18 protein-coding genes are annotated in these 17,276 nt (G+C 43.4%); 9 read left to right on the forward strand and 9 right to left on the reverse strand.

Annotated features, from left to right (window positions below; all coding sequences use genetic code 11):
- Window positions 1–64: 64 nt before the first annotated feature.
- The 5 genes from EMP01_RS12275 to EMP01_RS12295 all read right to left on the reverse strand — a co-directional run bounded on the left by EMP01_RS12275 (window position 65) and on the right by EMP01_RS12295 (window position 5,733).
- Window positions 65–844: an ABC transporter ATP-binding protein gene (locus EMP01_RS12275; protein WP_129021848.1), complete on the reverse strand. Its 780-nt coding sequence runs from the start codon at window positions 842–844 to the stop codon at window positions 65–67.
- Between the two features lie 104 nt (window positions 845–948).
- Window positions 949–1,599, reverse strand: coding sequence for a fructose-6-phosphate aldolase (fsa, locus tag EMP01_RS12280; RefSeq protein ID WP_129021849.1), 651 nt, complete (start codon window positions 1,597–1,599; stop codon window positions 949–951).
- 434 nt (window positions 1,600–2,033) lie between these two features.
- Window positions 2,034–3,302 (reverse strand): tRNA (N(6)-L-threonylcarbamoyladenosine(37)-C(2))-methylthiotransferase MtaB, encoded by a 1,269-nt coding sequence (mtaB, locus tag EMP01_RS12285; RefSeq protein ID WP_129021850.1) that lies wholly within the window; start codon window positions 3,300–3,302, stop codon window positions 2,034–2,036.
- Between the two features lie 92 nt (window positions 3,303–3,394).
- Entirely contained in the window at window positions 3,395–4,906 is a 1,512-nt protein-coding gene (locus EMP01_RS12290; RefSeq protein ID WP_129021851.1) for a carbon-nitrogen hydrolase family protein, read from the reverse strand.
- Between the two features lie 254 nt (window positions 4,907–5,160).
- Window positions 5,161–5,733: a DUF6580 family putative transport protein gene (locus EMP01_RS12295; protein WP_129021852.1), complete on the reverse strand. Its 573-nt coding sequence runs from the start codon at window positions 5,731–5,733 to the stop codon at window positions 5,161–5,163.
- Window positions 5,734–5,883: 150 nt separating this feature from the next.
- Between EMP01_RS12295 and EMP01_RS12300 the strand changes: the two genes are divergently transcribed.
- Genes EMP01_RS12300 through EMP01_RS12320 form a run of 5 tightly spaced genes read left to right on the forward strand, consistent with a single transcriptional unit; the run spans window position 5,884 to window position 10,838 of the window.
- Window positions 5,884–6,972 (forward strand): ABC transporter permease, encoded by a 1,089-nt coding sequence (locus EMP01_RS12300; protein ID WP_237559535.1) that lies wholly within the window; start codon window positions 5,884–5,886, stop codon window positions 6,970–6,972.
- A gap of 15 nt (window positions 6,973–6,987) precedes the next feature.
- The gene (locus EMP01_RS12305; protein WP_129021853.1) at window positions 6,988–7,761 is read left to right on the forward strand and encodes a queuosine precursor transporter; all 774 of its coding nucleotides are present in this window, start codon (window positions 6,988–6,990) and stop codon (window positions 7,759–7,761) included.
- Window positions 7,762–7,777: 16 nt separating this feature from the next.
- Entirely contained in the window at window positions 7,778–8,626 is an 849-nt protein-coding gene (locus EMP01_RS12310) for a DUF4129 domain-containing protein (protein ID WP_129021854.1), read from the forward strand.
- A gap of 9 nt (window positions 8,627–8,635) precedes the next feature.
- Window positions 8,636–9,829 carry a DUF4350 domain-containing protein gene (locus tag EMP01_RS12315; protein WP_129021855.1) on the forward strand — a complete coding sequence of 398 codons (1,194 nt, stop codon included), beginning with the start codon at window positions 8,636–8,638 and terminating at the stop codon, window positions 9,827–9,829.
- Between the two features lie 10 nt (window positions 9,830–9,839).
- Window positions 9,840–10,838 carry an AAA family ATPase gene (locus EMP01_RS12320; protein WP_129021856.1) on the forward strand — a complete coding sequence of 333 codons (999 nt, stop codon included), beginning with the start codon at window positions 9,840–9,842 and terminating at the stop codon, window positions 10,836–10,838.
- 92 nt (window positions 10,839–10,930) lie between these two features.
- Here the strand turns inward: EMP01_RS12320 and EMP01_RS12325 are convergent, their stop codons facing one another.
- Window positions 10,931–11,311: a RidA family protein gene (locus EMP01_RS12325; protein ID WP_129021857.1), complete on the reverse strand. Its 381-nt coding sequence runs from the start codon at window positions 11,309–11,311 to the stop codon at window positions 10,931–10,933.
- 94 nt (window positions 11,312–11,405) lie between these two features.
- Between EMP01_RS12325 and tsaB the strand changes: the two genes are divergently transcribed.
- The 4 genes from tsaB to EMP01_RS12345 are packed head-to-tail and all read left to right on the forward strand — an operon-like array spanning window position 11,406 to window position 13,617.
- Complete coding sequence (gene tsaB / locus EMP01_RS12330) at window positions 11,406–12,047, forward strand: tRNA (adenosine(37)-N6)-threonylcarbamoyltransferase complex dimerization subunit type 1 TsaB (protein WP_129021858.1); 642 nt, start codon at window positions 11,406–11,408, stop codon at window positions 12,045–12,047.
- A gap of 5 nt (window positions 12,048–12,052) precedes the next feature.
- A complete protein-coding gene (locus EMP01_RS12335) occupies window positions 12,053–12,580 on the forward strand; it encodes an acyl-CoA thioesterase (protein ID WP_129021859.1) in 528 nt (175 codons plus the stop codon).
- A 4-nt stretch (window positions 12,581–12,584) separates the two neighbouring features.
- Window positions 12,585–13,106 carry a dihydrofolate reductase gene (locus EMP01_RS12340; RefSeq protein ID WP_129021860.1) on the forward strand — a complete coding sequence of 174 codons (522 nt, stop codon included), beginning with the start codon at window positions 12,585–12,587 and terminating at the stop codon, window positions 13,104–13,106.
- Between the two features lie 10 nt (window positions 13,107–13,116).
- Window positions 13,117–13,617, forward strand: a complete 501-nt coding sequence (locus tag EMP01_RS12345) for a hypothetical protein (protein WP_129021861.1) — start codon at window positions 13,117–13,119, stop codon at window positions 13,615–13,617.
- Here EMP01_RS12345 and EMP01_RS12350 read toward each other — a convergent pair.
- From EMP01_RS12350 to prfA, 3 genes are read right to left on the reverse strand one after another with little or no spacing between them, the layout of a single operon-like run.
- The gene (locus EMP01_RS12350; protein WP_129021862.1) at window positions 13,614–15,083 is read right to left on the reverse strand and encodes an O-antigen ligase family protein; all 1,470 of its coding nucleotides are present in this window, start codon (window positions 15,081–15,083) and stop codon (window positions 13,614–13,616) included. The two genes, EMP01_RS12345 and EMP01_RS12350, sit on opposite strands and share 4 nt — an antisense overlap.
- An 11-nt stretch (window positions 15,084–15,094) precedes the next feature.
- Window positions 15,095–16,036 (reverse strand): Wzz/FepE/Etk N-terminal domain-containing protein, encoded by a 942-nt coding sequence (locus EMP01_RS12355; protein ID WP_129021863.1) that lies wholly within the window; start codon window positions 16,034–16,036, stop codon window positions 15,095–15,097.
- A 54-nt stretch (window positions 16,037–16,090) separates the two neighbouring features.
- Window positions 16,091–17,164 (reverse strand): peptide chain release factor 1, encoded by a 1,074-nt coding sequence (prfA, locus tag EMP01_RS12360; protein WP_129021864.1) that lies wholly within the window; start codon window positions 17,162–17,164, stop codon window positions 16,091–16,093.
- Between the last annotated feature and the right edge of the window lie 112 nt (window positions 17,165–17,276).

The following is a 17,276-nucleotide window of genomic DNA, read 5'->3' on the forward strand; positions in this document are numbered from 1 at the left end:
ATATATAAAAAAAATGTTAAAGAGCGTTAAAGTCGGTTAAAACCCTTTATGGATAGGCATATCATTATTTGCCGGCATTGCGCGCCTCCCTGATCCGGGCTTCTTTAGCGCCTTTCAGGAATTCAGACGCAAAGATGAAGTTATTCAGCAGTTCATCCTCACTGAAGATAATTTCTTCATTAGAGCCTTCCCACTGTTTCTCGCCTTTGTGCATATACACAATATGGTCGCCGCTTTCCATTACCGTATTCATATCATGTGTATTGATTACCGTAGTGATGTTATACTCGCGCGTAATGTTTTTGATCAGGTGATCGATGACGAGAGAGGTCTGCGGATCGAGGCCGGAGTTGGGCTCATCACAAAAAAGGTATTTCGGATTCAGTACAATGGCACGGGCCAGCGCCACACGCTTTTTCATACCACCACTGATTTCGGCCGGATATTTATGGTTGGCATCGGTCAGTTCCACTTTGGCCAGTACTTCATTTACACGGGCTTTCTTTTTAGCAAAAGAATCATGGGTAAACATATTCAGCGGAAACATAACATTTTCCTGCACGGTCATACTGTCAAACAATGCAGAGCCCTGGAAGAGCATACCGATCTGCTTACGGATTTCCTTCATTTCTTTAGCATCTATAGACAATATATCCTCACCTTCATAAAGGATTTGTCCTTCTTCGGGTTTAAACAAGCCAATCATGCATTTCATCATTACCGTCTTACCACTACCACTGGCCCCAATGATCAGGTTGGTCTGGCCCGGGTACATAGAAAAACTCACATCCTTCAGAATCTCCTTGTCGCCAAATCTCTTTTTTACGTGCTTAACTTCAATCATAACCGTATGTGCTTAGATGCTTAGAATAAAAAAGCGTACCGGGAATAGCCCGATACGCAAATATAAAGTGGAAATCCTTATTTCCGGAAAAACTTCGCAAATCCTTACAGATTCTTTGCATCTGCCATAAACTGGGCCAGTCCGAGATCGGTCAGCGGGTGTTTCAGCAGTCCTGTAATAGAGCTCAGCGGACAGGTACAGATATCTGCGCCAACTTCTGCACAACGTACAATATGTAAAGGGCTACGGATAGATGCAGCCAGTACTTCAGTCATAAAGCCTTGTGCATTATAGATATTTACAATCTGCTCGATCAGTTTTACACCATCCCAACTACTATCGTCGATGCGGCCGATGAATGGAGATACCATTGTAGCACCTGCTTTTGCTGCCAGGATAGCCTGACCTGCAGAGAATACCAGGGTACAGTTGGTCTGAATACCATTGTCGGTAAACCATTTGATCGCTTTGATACCATCTTTGATCATTGGGATTTTTACCACGATATTGTCATGGATAGCTGCCAGTTTTTTACCTTCGGCCACCATGCCTTCAAAGTCGGTAGAGATCACTTCTGCACTTACCGGACCATCTACAATTGCGCAAATGTCTCTGTAGTGTTGCATGATCGCATCCTGACCTTTAATGCCTTCTTTGGCCATCAGGGAAGGGTTGGTGGTAACACCATCCAGAATACCTAAATCGTGTGCTTCTTTGATCTGATCCAGATTAGCAGTATCGATAAAAAATCTCATATAAAATTGATTGAATTTGGTGTGGCAAAGATAATTTTAAAATCCCGTGAAGCGAAATTTTTTTAATGAGTATCCGCTTAAAGGAAACAAAGATTAGGATTATGATTTAAATAGCCTATACATCTATTGCTACCTTTTGCCTTGATGCAAAAGGTAGCGCCAAAAAATCAAGGTTGTATAAATCCCTGGCTAAAAATCAAGGTGTCAGTCGGTCGCAAACACAGACTTGCTGCGCTCAGACTGTGGTTTCCGACTTTATCGACCGAGCCAATGATTTTACTAACGCCGGATTTATAAGGCCGTTCAAGCGATCTGTTCGAAAGGGCGAACAATAAGTTACCTATATGCAGATAGTCATAAAGCTTTTTATAAAGCGTGTTGCGCGCCGGCTATGCCGGCGCGCAACACGCTTTATAAAAAAAGAAATTATTAATCTAAATAGCCCATTCAACAATCTGGTTTTCCAGTTCGGGCGTATGTGCTGCCTGCACGCGGATGTAGTTATCGCTATACCCCTCCATAATGCCATTTTTATTGACATGTTCAAACAGTACCGCACGCTTCTGTCCGGTATGCTGTTCGGTGAAATAGCGCATTTTCTGATAAGAAAGATTACGCAGGCGTTTGTTGCGCTCATTGCGTATATGTTGCGGTACAACATCTTTCATATCGGCCGCCAGCGTATTGTTACGTTCAGAATAAGTAAATACGTGGAAGTAAGATACATCCAGGTTATGCAGGAACTGGAATGTTTCTTCAAACAATTCATCCGTCTCGCCCGGGAAGCCTACAATCACATCTACGCCAATACAGCAGTGCGGCATTAATGCCTTAATCTGTTGTACTCTCTCTGTATATAATTCGCGCTGGTAGCGGCGACGCATCAGCCCAAGTATCTGGTTACTACCACTTTGTAAAGGAATATGAAAGTGCGGCATAAAGCGTTTGCTTTCGGCCACAAAAGAAATAATCTCTTCGCTGAGCAGGTTAGGTTCAATGCTCGAAATACGGTAGCGGTCTATACCTTCGGTTGCGTCCAGCTCCTGAATCAGGTCAAAGAAGGTTTCTTCTTTTTTCTTGCCACCGGTATTGCCTTTACCAAAATCACCCAGGTTGATGCCGGTCAGTACAATCTCTTTAGTACCGGCATCGGCCAGTACTTTTACATTTTCAATCACATTGGCAATACTGTCGCTGCGGCTATGACCGCGGGCCAGGGGTATGGTACAGAAAGAACAGTTATAATCACATCCGTCCTGCACCTTGAGGAAGGTACGGGTACGGTCTGCAACAGAGTAGGAGGCATTGAAGCCGTTCACATCCTCGATGTCGCAGCTGCATACTTTGGCACTGTTACCTTTTGATAATTCTTTCAGGTGATGTGCCAGGTTGAATTTCTCCGCAGCACCCAGTACCAGGTCTACACCTTCTATACTGGCGATCTCCTGCGGCTTCAGCTGGGCATAACAACCAGTGATCACCACCAGGCTTTCCGGTGCTTTTCTTTGTATTTTTCGCACGATCTGGCGACATTCTTTATCGGCATTTTCCGTTACAGAACAGGTGTTGATGACATATACATCTGCCACCTCTTCAAAATCGGTCTTTACAAAACCCTCCGCTTCCAGCGTACGACTCAGGCTGGAAGTTTCTGAAAAGTTGAGTTTACAACCCAGGGTGTGAAATGCTACCGTTTTACTCATTCAAAATACTTTTAATACAAGGGGTGCAAATTTACGTAATATATCATTGATCTGCATAAAATTTAACGTTTGCCCTATAGATGCGCTCAATCTTAACGTGATTTGTTGAGCCTTTTGATCTCGTACAGGTCTGTACGGCGGTCGCGCATGGTTTTTACCGATCCGTAGTGGTGCAGCTCTTTCAGCAGTTTAAGGTCCACATCCACAATAAGGGTCATCTCTGTATTGGGTGTAGCTTCCGCCTTAATAGCATTCATCGGGAAGGCAAAGTCCGAAGGGGTAAATACCGCCGCCTGTCCGAACTGTATATCCATATTATTGACCCCCGGCAGGTTGCCCACACAGCCCGCAATAGCTACATAACACTCATTCTCAATAGCCCTTGCCATTGCACAATGGCGCACGCGGGTATATGCATTCTGCGTATCGGTAAGGTAGGGTACAAACAGGATCTTCATGCCATCCAGGGCCAGCAGGCGGGAGAGTTCCGGGAATTCTACATCATAACAGATCAGAATACCGATCTTACCACAATCTGTATTGATGGCCGCGATCTTATCGCCACCGGTAATGCTATAGTATTTTTCCTCGTTCGGGGTAATGTGGATCTTACGGTATTCGCTCACTTTACCATCGCGGTGACAGAGAAAGGAGATATTGTATAGTTTATTATCCTCCACAACCGGCATACTACCCGCAATGATATTGACATTATAGGCAATCGCATATTCCGATATTTTTATGCGGATTTCTTCTGTCTTTTTCGCCAGTTCACGCATGGCTTCATATTCCGACAAATGGTTAAACTCGGCGAGCAGGGGAGAGTTGAAGAATTCCGGAAATACGGCAAAGTCAGCATTATAGGCACTGAGGGTGTCCACAAAAAACTCAACCTGCTCAAAGAATTTCTCCATAGTGGCAAATGGACGCATCTGCCACTGCACCAGTCCCAGGCGAATGATGCTGTCACTCATAGCGTTCTTCTTACGGGAATAATAAATATTATTCCACTCCAGCAGGGCAGCATACTCTTCAGACTGCACATCTCCTTTCAGGTAATTGCGCAGTACTTTGACTACGTGGAAATCATTTGAAATCTGGAAGCTGAGTACCGGGTCATATATCTCCTTAGCCTTTACCTTTTCAATATACTGTTTAGGTGTTAGCTCATTACTGTATTTATGATAATTGGGTATGCGGCCACCCACCTTGATCTCTTTCAGGTTGCGCTGTTCGCAGAGGTCTTTACGTGCATCGTACAGACGACGGGCCAGGCGCAGTTCTCTGAAATCCGGGTGCACAAATACTTCTATGCCGTAGAGTACATCGCCATCTTCAAAATGGGTATTGAAAGAATAGTTGCCGGTAATCTCCTCATAAGTATGTTCGTCTCCGAAGAGTTTGTATTGCACAATGATAGATAAGGCACAGGCAGCCACCTTGCCGTCTACTTCCACGCAGAACTGTCCTTCCGGGAATATAGATAATAGTTTCTTGATATTTGCTTCGCGCCATACCCCACCCATGCCGTCATAGGCCTCGATCATAGCTGCTTTTAGTCCCTCATAATCCTCGATCTGCAGTTGTCTTACAATTACTTCCATATATTATTATTGTCCGTTGATTTACAATTTTTTAGAAAATGCTATTTATAGCTATCGAAAAGGTACGGTCTTTCTTTTAAAAGTGAAAGCAGGCCTGCATTAAAGTTATGTGAAGAAAAGAAGTTGTTTACTGTATTGAGCCATTAAAGCTATAGTGTTGATGTAAAGAACGGAGAGAAAATGCTTGATTTTCAGGCGCAAAAAAAAGAGGCACCGTAGGGTGCCTCTTTTCAATAATTAATAATGTATCAGGATTAAGCTGAAGCTAATACTTTGCTTTGTTTGCTGGCTTTTGCATAAGCTGCATAACCACCGAATAATACTGCGCTGAAAATTAAATCGCTCGCGAAAGTGTTTTTGTAGAATGGAATACCGGCAACCATACAATCGATCAGACCATTGATGGTAGTAGGGTACATCACATACTTAGATGGGAAGAAACCAGCAAACCATACACCAAAGTTAGAGATCAGGTAGAAAGATACTGAGCTTAATACTGAGAAACCAACAACGTTATACCACTTGGCACTTTTCATTTTAGTACCGAAGAATACAGTAACTAACATGGCACCGTATACAAAGAATTGAGATGCATCATAGAAACCGTTTCCTTTTGTGATTTCAATATAGATATCGGTAACGAGGTATGCGATCAGGGGTAAAACATAAGCATTGGCTTTGTTTTTGAAGATAGCACCGCTGAACAAACTGATGGCTCCGATACTTGCGAAGTTCCAGATATTCTGTTCAACACTCATGATACGGGATACAACAGCAAATAATACTAATACAGTTGCTAATAAGATAGTTCTTTGTTTGGTGTTCATTTTGAGAAAATTAATTGTAATTACCTATGGGGTAAGGCGGCAAAGTTACTAATTTTTTTAAAAAATTTTACAATTGTATCCTGAATAATTCCTGCAGGAAGATCAGTATTTGTTATATTTATTCTATTTTGCGGCACATATTTTTCGTCTTTGCTCAAACGACTCTATACTTTCTGTAAACGGTACAAAACCGCATCGGTAGCCCTTTTCTTCATTATAGGGGTATCATTGGTTGCGTTACTGGCCTATCCGCTGGCCAGTGACCGGACACCTGATGCCAATATGATGACCGTAGAACTGAGTGCCAAACCACCAGGTTATACCAAAACTTTTCTGAAAGTGCCTAAGGAGCAGACCATTACCCGGCCGGGCTGGCTGCAGCGCCTGCTTATGGGTACTCCTGCCGACTATCGCTTACTGCCTATCAATGGCTGGGTAAAGATCAAAGACGGTATACAGGTAAGACATTATATAGATGATGGTATGGAGGATGTACAGGTGTACTCCTTTAAAGCCCTGGGACTGCACAATGCTAAAGATGCCGTTGCAGAAAAAATATTTATAAAGAAAAGATTCCTGCTGGGAACCGATCGTTATGGCAGAGATATTTATTCCCGCCTGCTGATCGGGGCCAGGGTGAGTATAGGCGTTGGTATTGTATCGGTAGTATTATCCTTAAGCATTGGCATTATACTGGGTACCATATCCGGCTGGTACGGAGGCTGGGTCGATTATGCGGTTATGTGGCTGGTCAATATCTTATGGGCTATACCCACACTGCTGCTGGTATTCGCAATTACCCTCACTATAGGTAAAGGATTCTGGGAGATCTTTATAGCCATAGGGCTTACCTCCTGGGTAAGTGCTGCAAGGCTGATCCGCGGGCAGGTAATGCAGCTGAAGGAAATGGATTTTATAGTTGCGGCAAAGGCTTTGGGTTTAAAAGATATGCGTATTATCTTTAGACATATTTTGCCCAATATTGCCGGACCCATTACCGTAATTGCTGCGTCTAATTTTGCGACGGCAATATTAATCGAAGCCGGTTTGAGTTTTCTGGGTATAGGCGTACAACCGCCTACACCATCCTGGGGACTGATGATCAAGGAACATTATAATTTCCTGATTGCCGGAAACCCGGTACTGGCCCTCATTCCGGGTTTAGCTATTATGCTGCTGGTACTGGCATTCAATATTTTAGGCAATGCCATCCGGGATATACTGGATGTGCGTAATTAAACGATATATAAGAACATGATTACAAAAATATGGAGTGATAAACCCACCCGGTTGTTTGTGCTGATCACCGCATTCTTTGTGGCCAATGCACTCATCGCTGAATGCATAGGAGGCAAGTTATTTTCGCTGGAATCTGTATTTGGCATGCAGCCATCGGATTTTACTTTGTTTGGCGAGTCGCATCTCAGCTATACCCTTACCTGTGGTGTGCTGCTCTGGCCCCTGGAGTTTGTAGTGACCGATATTGTGAATGAATATTACGGGCAGAAAGCCGTAAAGCGCATTTCCCTTACCGCAGTGGGACTGATTATTTACGCCTTTGTCATGTTCTATGTAGCCATACATGCGCCCGCCAGCGATTTCTGGGTACATTCCAAAGAAGGGCAGGGTGTGCCCAATATGCAGTCCGGCTTTAATGCCATCTTCGGACAAGGCATGTGGATCATTATCGGAAGCCTGGTGGCCTTTATGGTAAGCCAGCTTGTCGATGTATTTGTATTTCATAAGATCAAAGAGCGAACAGGCAATAAAATGGTCTGGTTAAGAGCGACAGGATCTACGGTAGTATCACAATTAGTTGATAGCTTTATTGTATTGTATATTGCGTTTAAATTAGGTAATGACTGGAGCTGGCAACGTGTACTGGCAGTTTGCCTGGTCAATTATTCATATAAATTTGTCATGGCATTGGTACTGACTCCCGTTATTTACTGGGCGGAGGGCCTAATAGACCGTTACCTGGGCAAAGACCTGGCTATGGCCATGAAGCAGGAAGCGGCAAACAAATAGAACACAAGCATCGGAATTGAAACATTTATTTATATACTTTACAGCACTCTTATTATCGCTGAGCCTATCTCCCGGAAAGGCCAGTGCGCAGTCTGTCGTAGATGATGAAGACCCGGATGCGGCATATGTGAGCGGAGATACCGTTTATGTTTCCGACACTGCGGAGGATGGTTATACGACCTATCCGACCGAGGAATATGAAGAGGAAACCTTCACATTCTCTTACATCGATTCCATAGCGCCGGTCACGCCGGAGCCGAGAAAAATTTCAGATGCCGCATGGGCCAAGCTGACCTCAGATCCTGACTTTCGTTATACACAGCCTAAAGAGGAACCGGTTCAGGAATATAAAGAGTCGTTATGGAGTAAGATTATAACGGCTATTTTCGAATTTTTTGCAGGACCCTTCGGCACGTTCCTTTTGTGGGCTGTTGTAGGGCTTGTGGTCATTGCTATTATATGGCAGATTGTGCGTCATAATGGATTACCGATCTTTGGCCGTAAGGATAAAAAAGTAAATAATCTGCAGCAGGATGAGCTGGCCGATGATTTTATACCCGAAAGCTGGGAAGACATCATCCGTAAAGCAGAGCAGATACCCGATTACAGGCTGGCCGTACGCCATAGTTATCGACATGTATTGCTGTTACTGCATGAGCGTGGTTTGATCGCATACAGCCCTTCTGGTTCTAACTACCAGTATGTATCTGTACTGAGACAGTCAGGACATACCGAACTGCATGTATTACTGACGCAATTGCTGCGCCATTACGAGTACGCCTGGTATGGAGGCTTTACGGTTGATGCGGCGCATTACCAGTCTATACAGAGTATCTATCAACAACTGAAACAAAAAATCGCTTAAGCATTGCTCTTGAAACGTATCGCTTACATATTGCTCTGTATCCTGACCTTGTTTAGCTTTGAGGCCTGTATCAAGTCCGAGAAGAAAACAAACTGGGAGATACAGTATACCCTGGAAAGTAAAGACCCATATGGTTTTTACCTGTTCGGGGAGATGCTGCCGCACCTGTATCCGCAGGCCAAAATTCATTTTATCCCTTCCAATGCCAATATCTTCACCACCAGTTCGCAACAGCAGAAAAGTGTTTATGTAGTACTGGCAGGTGCTGTGGCCTTCAGTGAGCAGGAAATGCGCCAGCTCGATGACTGGATGTATGAAGGTAATGATGTAGTGATCATTGCTGATGAGTGGGATACTGCGCTGGTTCAGGCATTGCCGCTAAAGGTGCTTAATGCACATCATGCCCTTGATACCGATACTGCTGATCATACTATTGATAAAGTATATACCCTTAAAGCAGACGGGCAGCGTGCCGCATACCAGAGCAAGCGGATGTACTATAATATTTTTCCGGGCTTTCTGAAGACCGATACTGCGCAGAAGCAACTTACGGAGATTGCCTGGGATGATAAAGGCAATATCTGTGCCGCAGTGTTGCGTATAGGAGACGGCAAGATGGTGGTAGCAACAAATTTCCTGACCTGCTCCAACTACTTTCTACTACAGGGTAATAACCGGGAATTTATTTCCGATATTTTCAGCTATACCTCAAAAGATGCTAAGAATGTATACTTCATGGTAGCAGCGCAAAAGCGCACCAGTCGTTCGGACTGGTCTGTACTCTGGGAGCATAAAGCTACGCGTGCAGCCATCATCCTTTCTTTTATCGGCTTGCTGATATATGTATTGTTTGGCTTAAAGCGTAAACAGAAATCAATACCGGAAATTGCTCCGCTAACCAACGATGCCGCTTCATTTGCGGCAACGATAGCCAGTCTCTACTACAATAAACATAATAATCGTAACCTGGCGCAGAAAATGATCCAGCACTTCCTGGAACATGTACGTACGAGTTACCAGTTAAATACCAATGTACTGGATCAGGCTTTTGTAGAAAAGCTGAGCCTGCGGTCAGGCATAGCATTGGCTGCAACAGAGTACCTGTTCTCACAGATCAGGCAGGTACAGAGCGACAGTACCGAAATTAATGATGCATTTTTACATTCTTTATACAGGAATATTCAACAATTCTATAAAAAATAAATATTGAGTTATGGAACACCAGGAAACAAACCATACCGGTACAGAATATAAATCCAGACTGCCGATTGAGACGATCTCCGTACTGATCGATAAAGTAAAGGCAGCGATAGGTAAGACCATCGTAGGGCAGCATGAGATGATAGAACTGCTGCTTACTGCATTGTTGGCCGAAGGACATGTATTGCTGGAAGGAGTGCCGGGTGTGGCCAAAACCTTGACGGCCAAGACAATGGCAAAGTTAATTGATGCACAATTCAGTCGTATTCAATTTACCCCGGATCTGATGCCATCCGATGTGATCGGAACCAATATATTTAATCCGCAGACCACCAGGTTTGAATTCAGGCAAGGGCCTATCTTCGGTAATATAGTGCTGATCGATGAGGTAAACCGTGCTCCTGCCAAAACACAGGCAGCTTTGTTTGAGGTAATGGAAGAACGACAAATTACTTCCGATGGGGTAACGTACAGCCTGGACAAGCCGTTTATTGTAATCGCTACACAGAACCCGATTGAGCATGAAGGTACTTATCGCCTGCCGGAGGCACAACTCGATCGTTTCCTGTTTAAAATAGTGGTGGGGTATCCTACCATTGAAGAAGAATTAAACATCCTTAGCTATCACCATCACCGTGGTGCACAACCGCTTATCGCTGCTGTAGCAGCAGTGCTGAGTAAAGAAGAGCTGGAGCAATGCCGTACCTGGGTGCAGCAAGTGCATGTAGAAGAAAAGATACTGCAATATATGGCACAGCTGGTAGCTGCTACTCGTAATCATCCGTCTTTGTACCTGGGTGGATCTCCGAGAGCTACTGTAGCTTTATTGCATGCGGCTAAAGCTCTGGCGGTACTGAGAGGACGTGATTTCGTAACACCGGAAGATGTGACTCATGTACTGGTTCCTGCTTTAAGGCACCGTGTGGCATTGACCCCGGAAAAAGAAATGGAAGGTATCAGCGCAGATGAGGTGCTGAAAGAAATGATTACTAAAGTAGAGGTGCCAAGGTAATTCAAAATGTAAAAGTGAAAAATCAATCACTATAAAAATTGTTGGGCGCCGGCTATGCCGGCGCCCAACAATTTTTATACAAAAAAGTAATATTACTTAGCTGCAATTACAGAGATCTCTACATTTACCCCTCTTGGAAGACCGGCCACCTGTACCGTTTCTCTTGCAGGTTCATTTGCAGTAAAGAACTGTGCGTATACTTCATTGATCTGGGCAAACTGGGCCATATCTGTAATGAAAATAGTACTCTTCAATACATGAGTAAAATCCATGCCGGCCTCGGTAAGAATAGCCTGTACATTTTCCAGTACTTTACGGGTCTCGTCCTGTATACCGGAGGTAACGATTTCGCCGGTCGCAGGGTCCATTGGTATCTGTCCGGAAACGAATAACATATTGCCGAATTGAGTGGCCTGGTTATATGGGCCTATAGGTGCCGGAGCGGCACTGGTATTGATAATTTTCTTTTCCATGGCACAAATATACAATTCAGAAAGATATGGGCTTATAGGAAAATTAAATCGTGATTTCCAGTGCTGAACAATTATCTTTGCGTATTAACTTATCATGGCAAATATATTATTTATCGATACCGCTGCACCGCATACACATGTAGCCGTCGGTGATGCAGATGGATGTTTGAATGAGCTGAAAAATGAACTGCCTAACCAACAGGCTGCTTCCTTAAATGATATGATCGCCCAGCTGTTTGCGCAGGTTCCCCTGGAGCTGAAAAATATCGATGCGATTGCGGTGAATGCCGGGCCAGGCAGCTATACTGGTTTGAGGGTAGGATTGGGTGTGGCCAAAGGCCTATGCTTTGCGCTCGACAAACCGCTGATGCTGTTCAATAAACTGGAGCTCTTACTGAATCGCCAGCCACAACAGGCCATGGTCGTACTGAAAGCCAGAACAGGAGAGGGCTTTGCCATTGCCGGAAACGGCGCACAGATCGATCTGCCTGCACAACACATCTTCTATAACGACTTCCCGTTTGATACATACAAAGATTATGCATTGATTACTGATGATGATGCCGTAAAAGCGGCACACAGCCATGCTGCTGATCTGGGATCGCATATAATGGATATCGCTTTATGGAATAGTCAGGCGCAGCAACGCTGGCATACGCAGGACTTTGATGAACTGGCTTATGCAGAACCATTCTACCTGAAAGCGGCATTTACCACTGAACCCAAACAAAAATAATCTGTATGGAACTAGTTGCGAAAAAAGTATCAGACTCGTATACGATCATGAGTGAGTATGTACTGCCCAATGATACGAATACACTGAATAACCTGATGGGCGGGCGGCTCATGTACTGGATGGATATTGCTGCTGCGATTGTAGCACAAAAACACAGTAATAAACCATGCGTAACGGTATCGGTCGACAATGTCAATTTTCATAACCCGATCAGACTGGGCAACCTGATTACGATAGAAGGTAAGGTTACCCGTACCTTTAACTCCTCTATGGAGATTTATCTGTCGGTATGGGGCGAAGACCTGATCAAACAGGAACGCTACTTATCTAACGAAGCATACTTCAACTTTGTTGCCCTGGATTCATTGGGTAAACCTACCCGCATACCAGCCATAGAGCCGGAAACAGAGCGGGAGCAGGAAATGTATAAAGATGCTTTGCGCAGACGACAATTGCGCCTGCTGCTGGCCGGTAAGCTCAAGCTGGAAGATGAAGCAGAATTGAAATCTATTTTATTCCCGGAGAAAAAATAAGCTTATGAAACTGATCAGTGTAGTAGCTGCAAGTGAAAATAATGTGATTGGTATGAATAATACCATGCCCTGGCACCTGCCCGACGATCTGAAATTCTTTAAAAAGATGACCCTTGGCGGTCCGGTGATCATGGGCAAAAATACATGGATCTCTATAGGTGCCAGACCATTACCTAAACGGGCAAATATTGTGGTATCAACGACGATGCCGCAAGATACGCCGGGCGCTGTAGTAGTACATTCTTTTGAAGCCGCCCTTGATTATATCAGGGAGCATGTTCCGCAGGAAGGGGAAGAACAGAAAGTAAGCCTTATCGGCGGCGGACAGCTCTATCGCCAGGTACTGAATCAGTGCGATGAAATCTTTATGACCCGTGTGCATACTGAGATTGAAGAGGGTACCGTATTCTTCCCGGAGATCCGTAATAATCCAGAATGGGAAAAAATATGGGAAGAAGCCCATCCCAAAGATGAGCATCATATCTACAGCTTCACATTTGAACGCTGGATAAAAACTAACGCATAATTACCAAACATTGAATTACCTGCAATACCTGCTTAAGGCTAAAGGCCGTCATGGCACGCATTCTCCCTTTGTCTATGATTTTGTAGAACAGGCTTTGCATAGGCAGGCTGCATATCAATATCCTGCTGCTGTGCCGCAAACACAGCAAGCCCGTACACTATATCGGGTATTATCCTATCTGCGCTATACACAACTACATTTAAACCCTGCAATAATCTCGCTGAATTGGGTTTCTGCTGCATTGCCCGGTATAATTAATGCTATTCCGGAAAGGATACCAGAAGGCGCCTTGATGATTATGGATACAAAGCAGGCAGCTGAGTTTATAACATCAGCATATTTACCAGAATCTGTACAAATACTGGTTTGGCACCCCGGCCATAAAGATGAAGAAACATTGAATGTTCTCTGGGGACATCAGGCTTTTAACTGTACAATGTTTACCTGGAACTTTTCGGTACTGGTTGCAGATCCCGCGTTCAAGCGCAAGCAACACTATATCCTGCGTTAAACAGGTAATTCTTTCTGCTCCTTTTTGATCTGACGATCTACCCAGTAAAGCAAAATTACCGCAAAATAGAACAGAGACCCGATACGGAACATCTGTAATAATTCCGAAAACAGATTATTAAGGAAGAAGGCTGCTACCATCATTGCACTACACATTACCATAGCCCGGTACAATTTATTATCGGTCTTATGATAAAGTAGTTGTGCATGGTAGAATATTGCTGTGATCAGTATACCATATAATAACATCGCCGGCCAGCCTTGTTCAACCAACAGGAAGAAGAAGTAGTTATGTGTTGTTGACTTTTCCGGATTGGCACTAACGTATGTTTTAAATACTGTAACGGCATTTGGCTTGTAGAAATAATAGAAATTATTAGGGCCCACACCTACAAATGGGTGCTCCTGGCTCATACGCGTAGCGGCAATCCATCGGAAGAAACGTTCGGCTGATGACATGTCTCCCCCTACAAAGCTAGCTTTGATCAGATCATTAAAAGTATGTCTGGAATAGGTGTGCTTAAAGTCAGGTCTGTAATCAATGAATCTGTTATTATAGATCATGAAACTGACTATAAAAATACAGAATGTAAAGAATAATGGCATAAGCCAGTTGACCAGGCGCTTGCGTATAGCCCAGAAAACAATGAAAGCGAATATGGTACCCAGCATTGCGGCACGGGCAAAGGCTAAATACATGCCTACAAAATAGAACAGGAATAAGCCCAGGTAAAGCCACCTTAAACGTTTGTCTTTCTTATTGTATCTCCATAAAATGAAGAATGTAGGGATCAGCATAGACATAATGCAGGCGTGGTCTACGTGATTGTAGAAAAACGGGCGTGCTGCAATATTAGTCTCAACATAGCCAAAATGAAGATAAGCATGATGCAGGAATACATACAGTCCCACAAGTGTCATCGGGATTAAAAATACTTTGGCTAAAGTGAATATATCCTCTTTCGTTTTAAGTATAATAGATGGCAGTATGAAAAAGGTAAGTAACTGTACGGTATTAATACCCAGATACTTGATTGAGAAAATAGGTATTTGGGAGAATATTACTGATACCACTAGCCAGGTATACTGTAACGCAATGATTAAGGTAAGCGGGTGCCGCAGCAGGTTTTCGTAAACGATATTACGGTAATACAACAATAATACAATCGTAAGCCCGGCCATTAAAATGGTCAGGGGCAACTGCGGAAGGTACATCATACTCGAACCGCCGACCTGCACAATCACAGTAAATGGAATACAAACTACATAGAACCAGTAAAAAGACTTCCAGTTCAGGATAAACCATGCTGCCAGGGGCAGGGCAAATGGTATCGCAATCACCCAATAATGATGAGTGCCTGAGAAAATCGCAATACAGGTAAGCATTAGTAAGACCGCCAGTCCATAAAACCAACGCTCTTGTTTACTATATGTAAGAGATATCGTATTCGCTCGTGCTGTACTCATTAAATGCTATCCTATGCTTTGTTTTTAAATGCATTAGCAATAAGAACCAGTAAACTGGCAAAAATCAGTGAAGCCAGTACTGAACCAAGTATAACGACATATGCAGGTAAGTTAGACGTTACATTCGGAACATAAGGGCCGCTTACTCGGTAAAACACATGCATTTTATCGCTATTCAGATAGCTGTTATATTCATTCTTTAAGCTAGCTAATTTAGCATTTTGTTCATCAAGCTGATCTTTAACCTGGATCAGTGATTGTAATTTTTCAATACCAACAGCATTATCAGCATTAATGCTCTGATTATTGCTCAATACAGTACCTCTTACTGGCAGTAATTCACTGTAAAGGTTATATTGTTTGCGAATAGCAGCAATGCTGTCATTAAGCAAGTTTATAGAGTCTGTAATACTTCTTCTTTTAAAATCGATATCTTTTGTAACATCTCTGTTATAGTCTTCGAAGAAGTTGATATAAACTGCCTCTGCTTTTTGTAGTGCGGCTTCCAGTGCAGCATGTGCCAGTTTAGGATCTGTATCGGTAAACTTGGCTTCAATATCATAGTTATCCGTACGCTTCAGTTTGAATGCACTTTTGATCGCTATGAAAGCAGCTTCTTCAGATTTAAGCTTTTTTGTTTGCTGGTATTTTACCGCTTCATTGATATGGCCTTTAACATCACCGCTTTCCAGGATGGTCATGGCTTTATCCAGCTCATAATCTTTGGCAAACACATCTTTAGTATACAATGTTTTATCATTATACAACTGATTGCGATCAAAGTTCATAAAGCCTTTTACGATAATACTTGCTTCTGAAGTATACTCATTTGGTCTGATTGATACAAATATCACAGAGGCAATGAGTCCCAGTGCCGTAATACCCCATACTAATTTGCCGCGGGACTTAATTGTACGTATTATGGCTACAAGGTCATATTTATTTTGCTGCATTGGTAAAATTTAAATCTTGTTTTATGTTTTAGGCGGATAAGCAATTTTTACTATCTATATACTTTCACCAGCTTTCATCTTCTCTGCATTCTCTGCAAGCTGCAGGGCTTTCAGCATTTCGTCGATACCACCGTTCATAAACTCGTCCAGGTTGTAGCTGGTCATGTTGATGCGGTGATCGGTGATGCGTCCCTGAGGGTAGTTGTACGTACGGATCTTTGCAGAGCGGTCACCCGTAGTTACGATACTCTTACGTCTCTGGGCAATAGCCTCTTCGTGTTTACGTACTTCTTCTTCGTATAATTTGGTACGCAGCATAGACATCGCCTTTTCGCGGTTACCGAGCTGTGTACGCTCGGTCTGGCACACTACTACTGTACCGGTCGGGATGTGGGTCAGTAATACCTTGGTTTCTACTTTGTTTACATTCTGACCACCGGAACCACCGCTTCGGGCTGTCTCCATTTTTACATCACTTTCTCTCAGCTCGAAATCGATCTCATCGGCTTCAGGCATCACCTGTACGGTAGCCGCAGAGGTATGTACACGGCCGCTGGCCTCTGTTGCTGGAACCCTTTGTACGCGGTGTACACCACTTTCAAACTTCAGGGTACCATATACATCATCACCAACAACCTCCAGCTGAATATCTTTATATCCGCCCACAGTACCTTCCGCTTCATAAATCAGGGAAGCACGCCAGCCCTTTTTCTCGAAGTACTTCATATACATTCTGAACAGGTCACCGGCAAAAATGCTCGCTTCGTCACCACCTGTACCGGCACGAATCTCTAAAACAGCATTTTTATCATCCTGCGGATCTTTAGGGATCAACAGCTGGCGAATCTCTTCTTCTAACGTATCTTTTTCTTCTTCTTGTATAACCAGTTCTTCTTTTGCCATATCTCTCAGATCAGCATCACTTTCACTGGCCAGAACTTCCTTGCCGAATGCAATACTGTCCAGGCAGTTTCTGTACTTCTGGTACGCTTGCATCAGCGGTTCTAACTTTTTATACTCTTTCGAAACCTGGGTGAACTTTTTATTGTCACTTACTATTTCCGGGTTGGTTAAAGCAATACCCAGGTCATTAAACTTGGCTTGTAAGGCTTCTAATTTTTCAATCATTTATGATAAATATGTCAATATAATGTTAACTCTTAAATAAAGGTCGCTAAGATAGAACTTTATTTAAAACATAGGTGGCTTTTTTAAGGAAAGCCAGCAAATTTAAGTGATA

It is taken from the genome of Edaphocola flava (assembly GCF_004118155.1).
GTDB lineage: Bacteria > Bacteroidota > Bacteroidia > Chitinophagales > Chitinophagaceae > Edaphocola > Edaphocola flava.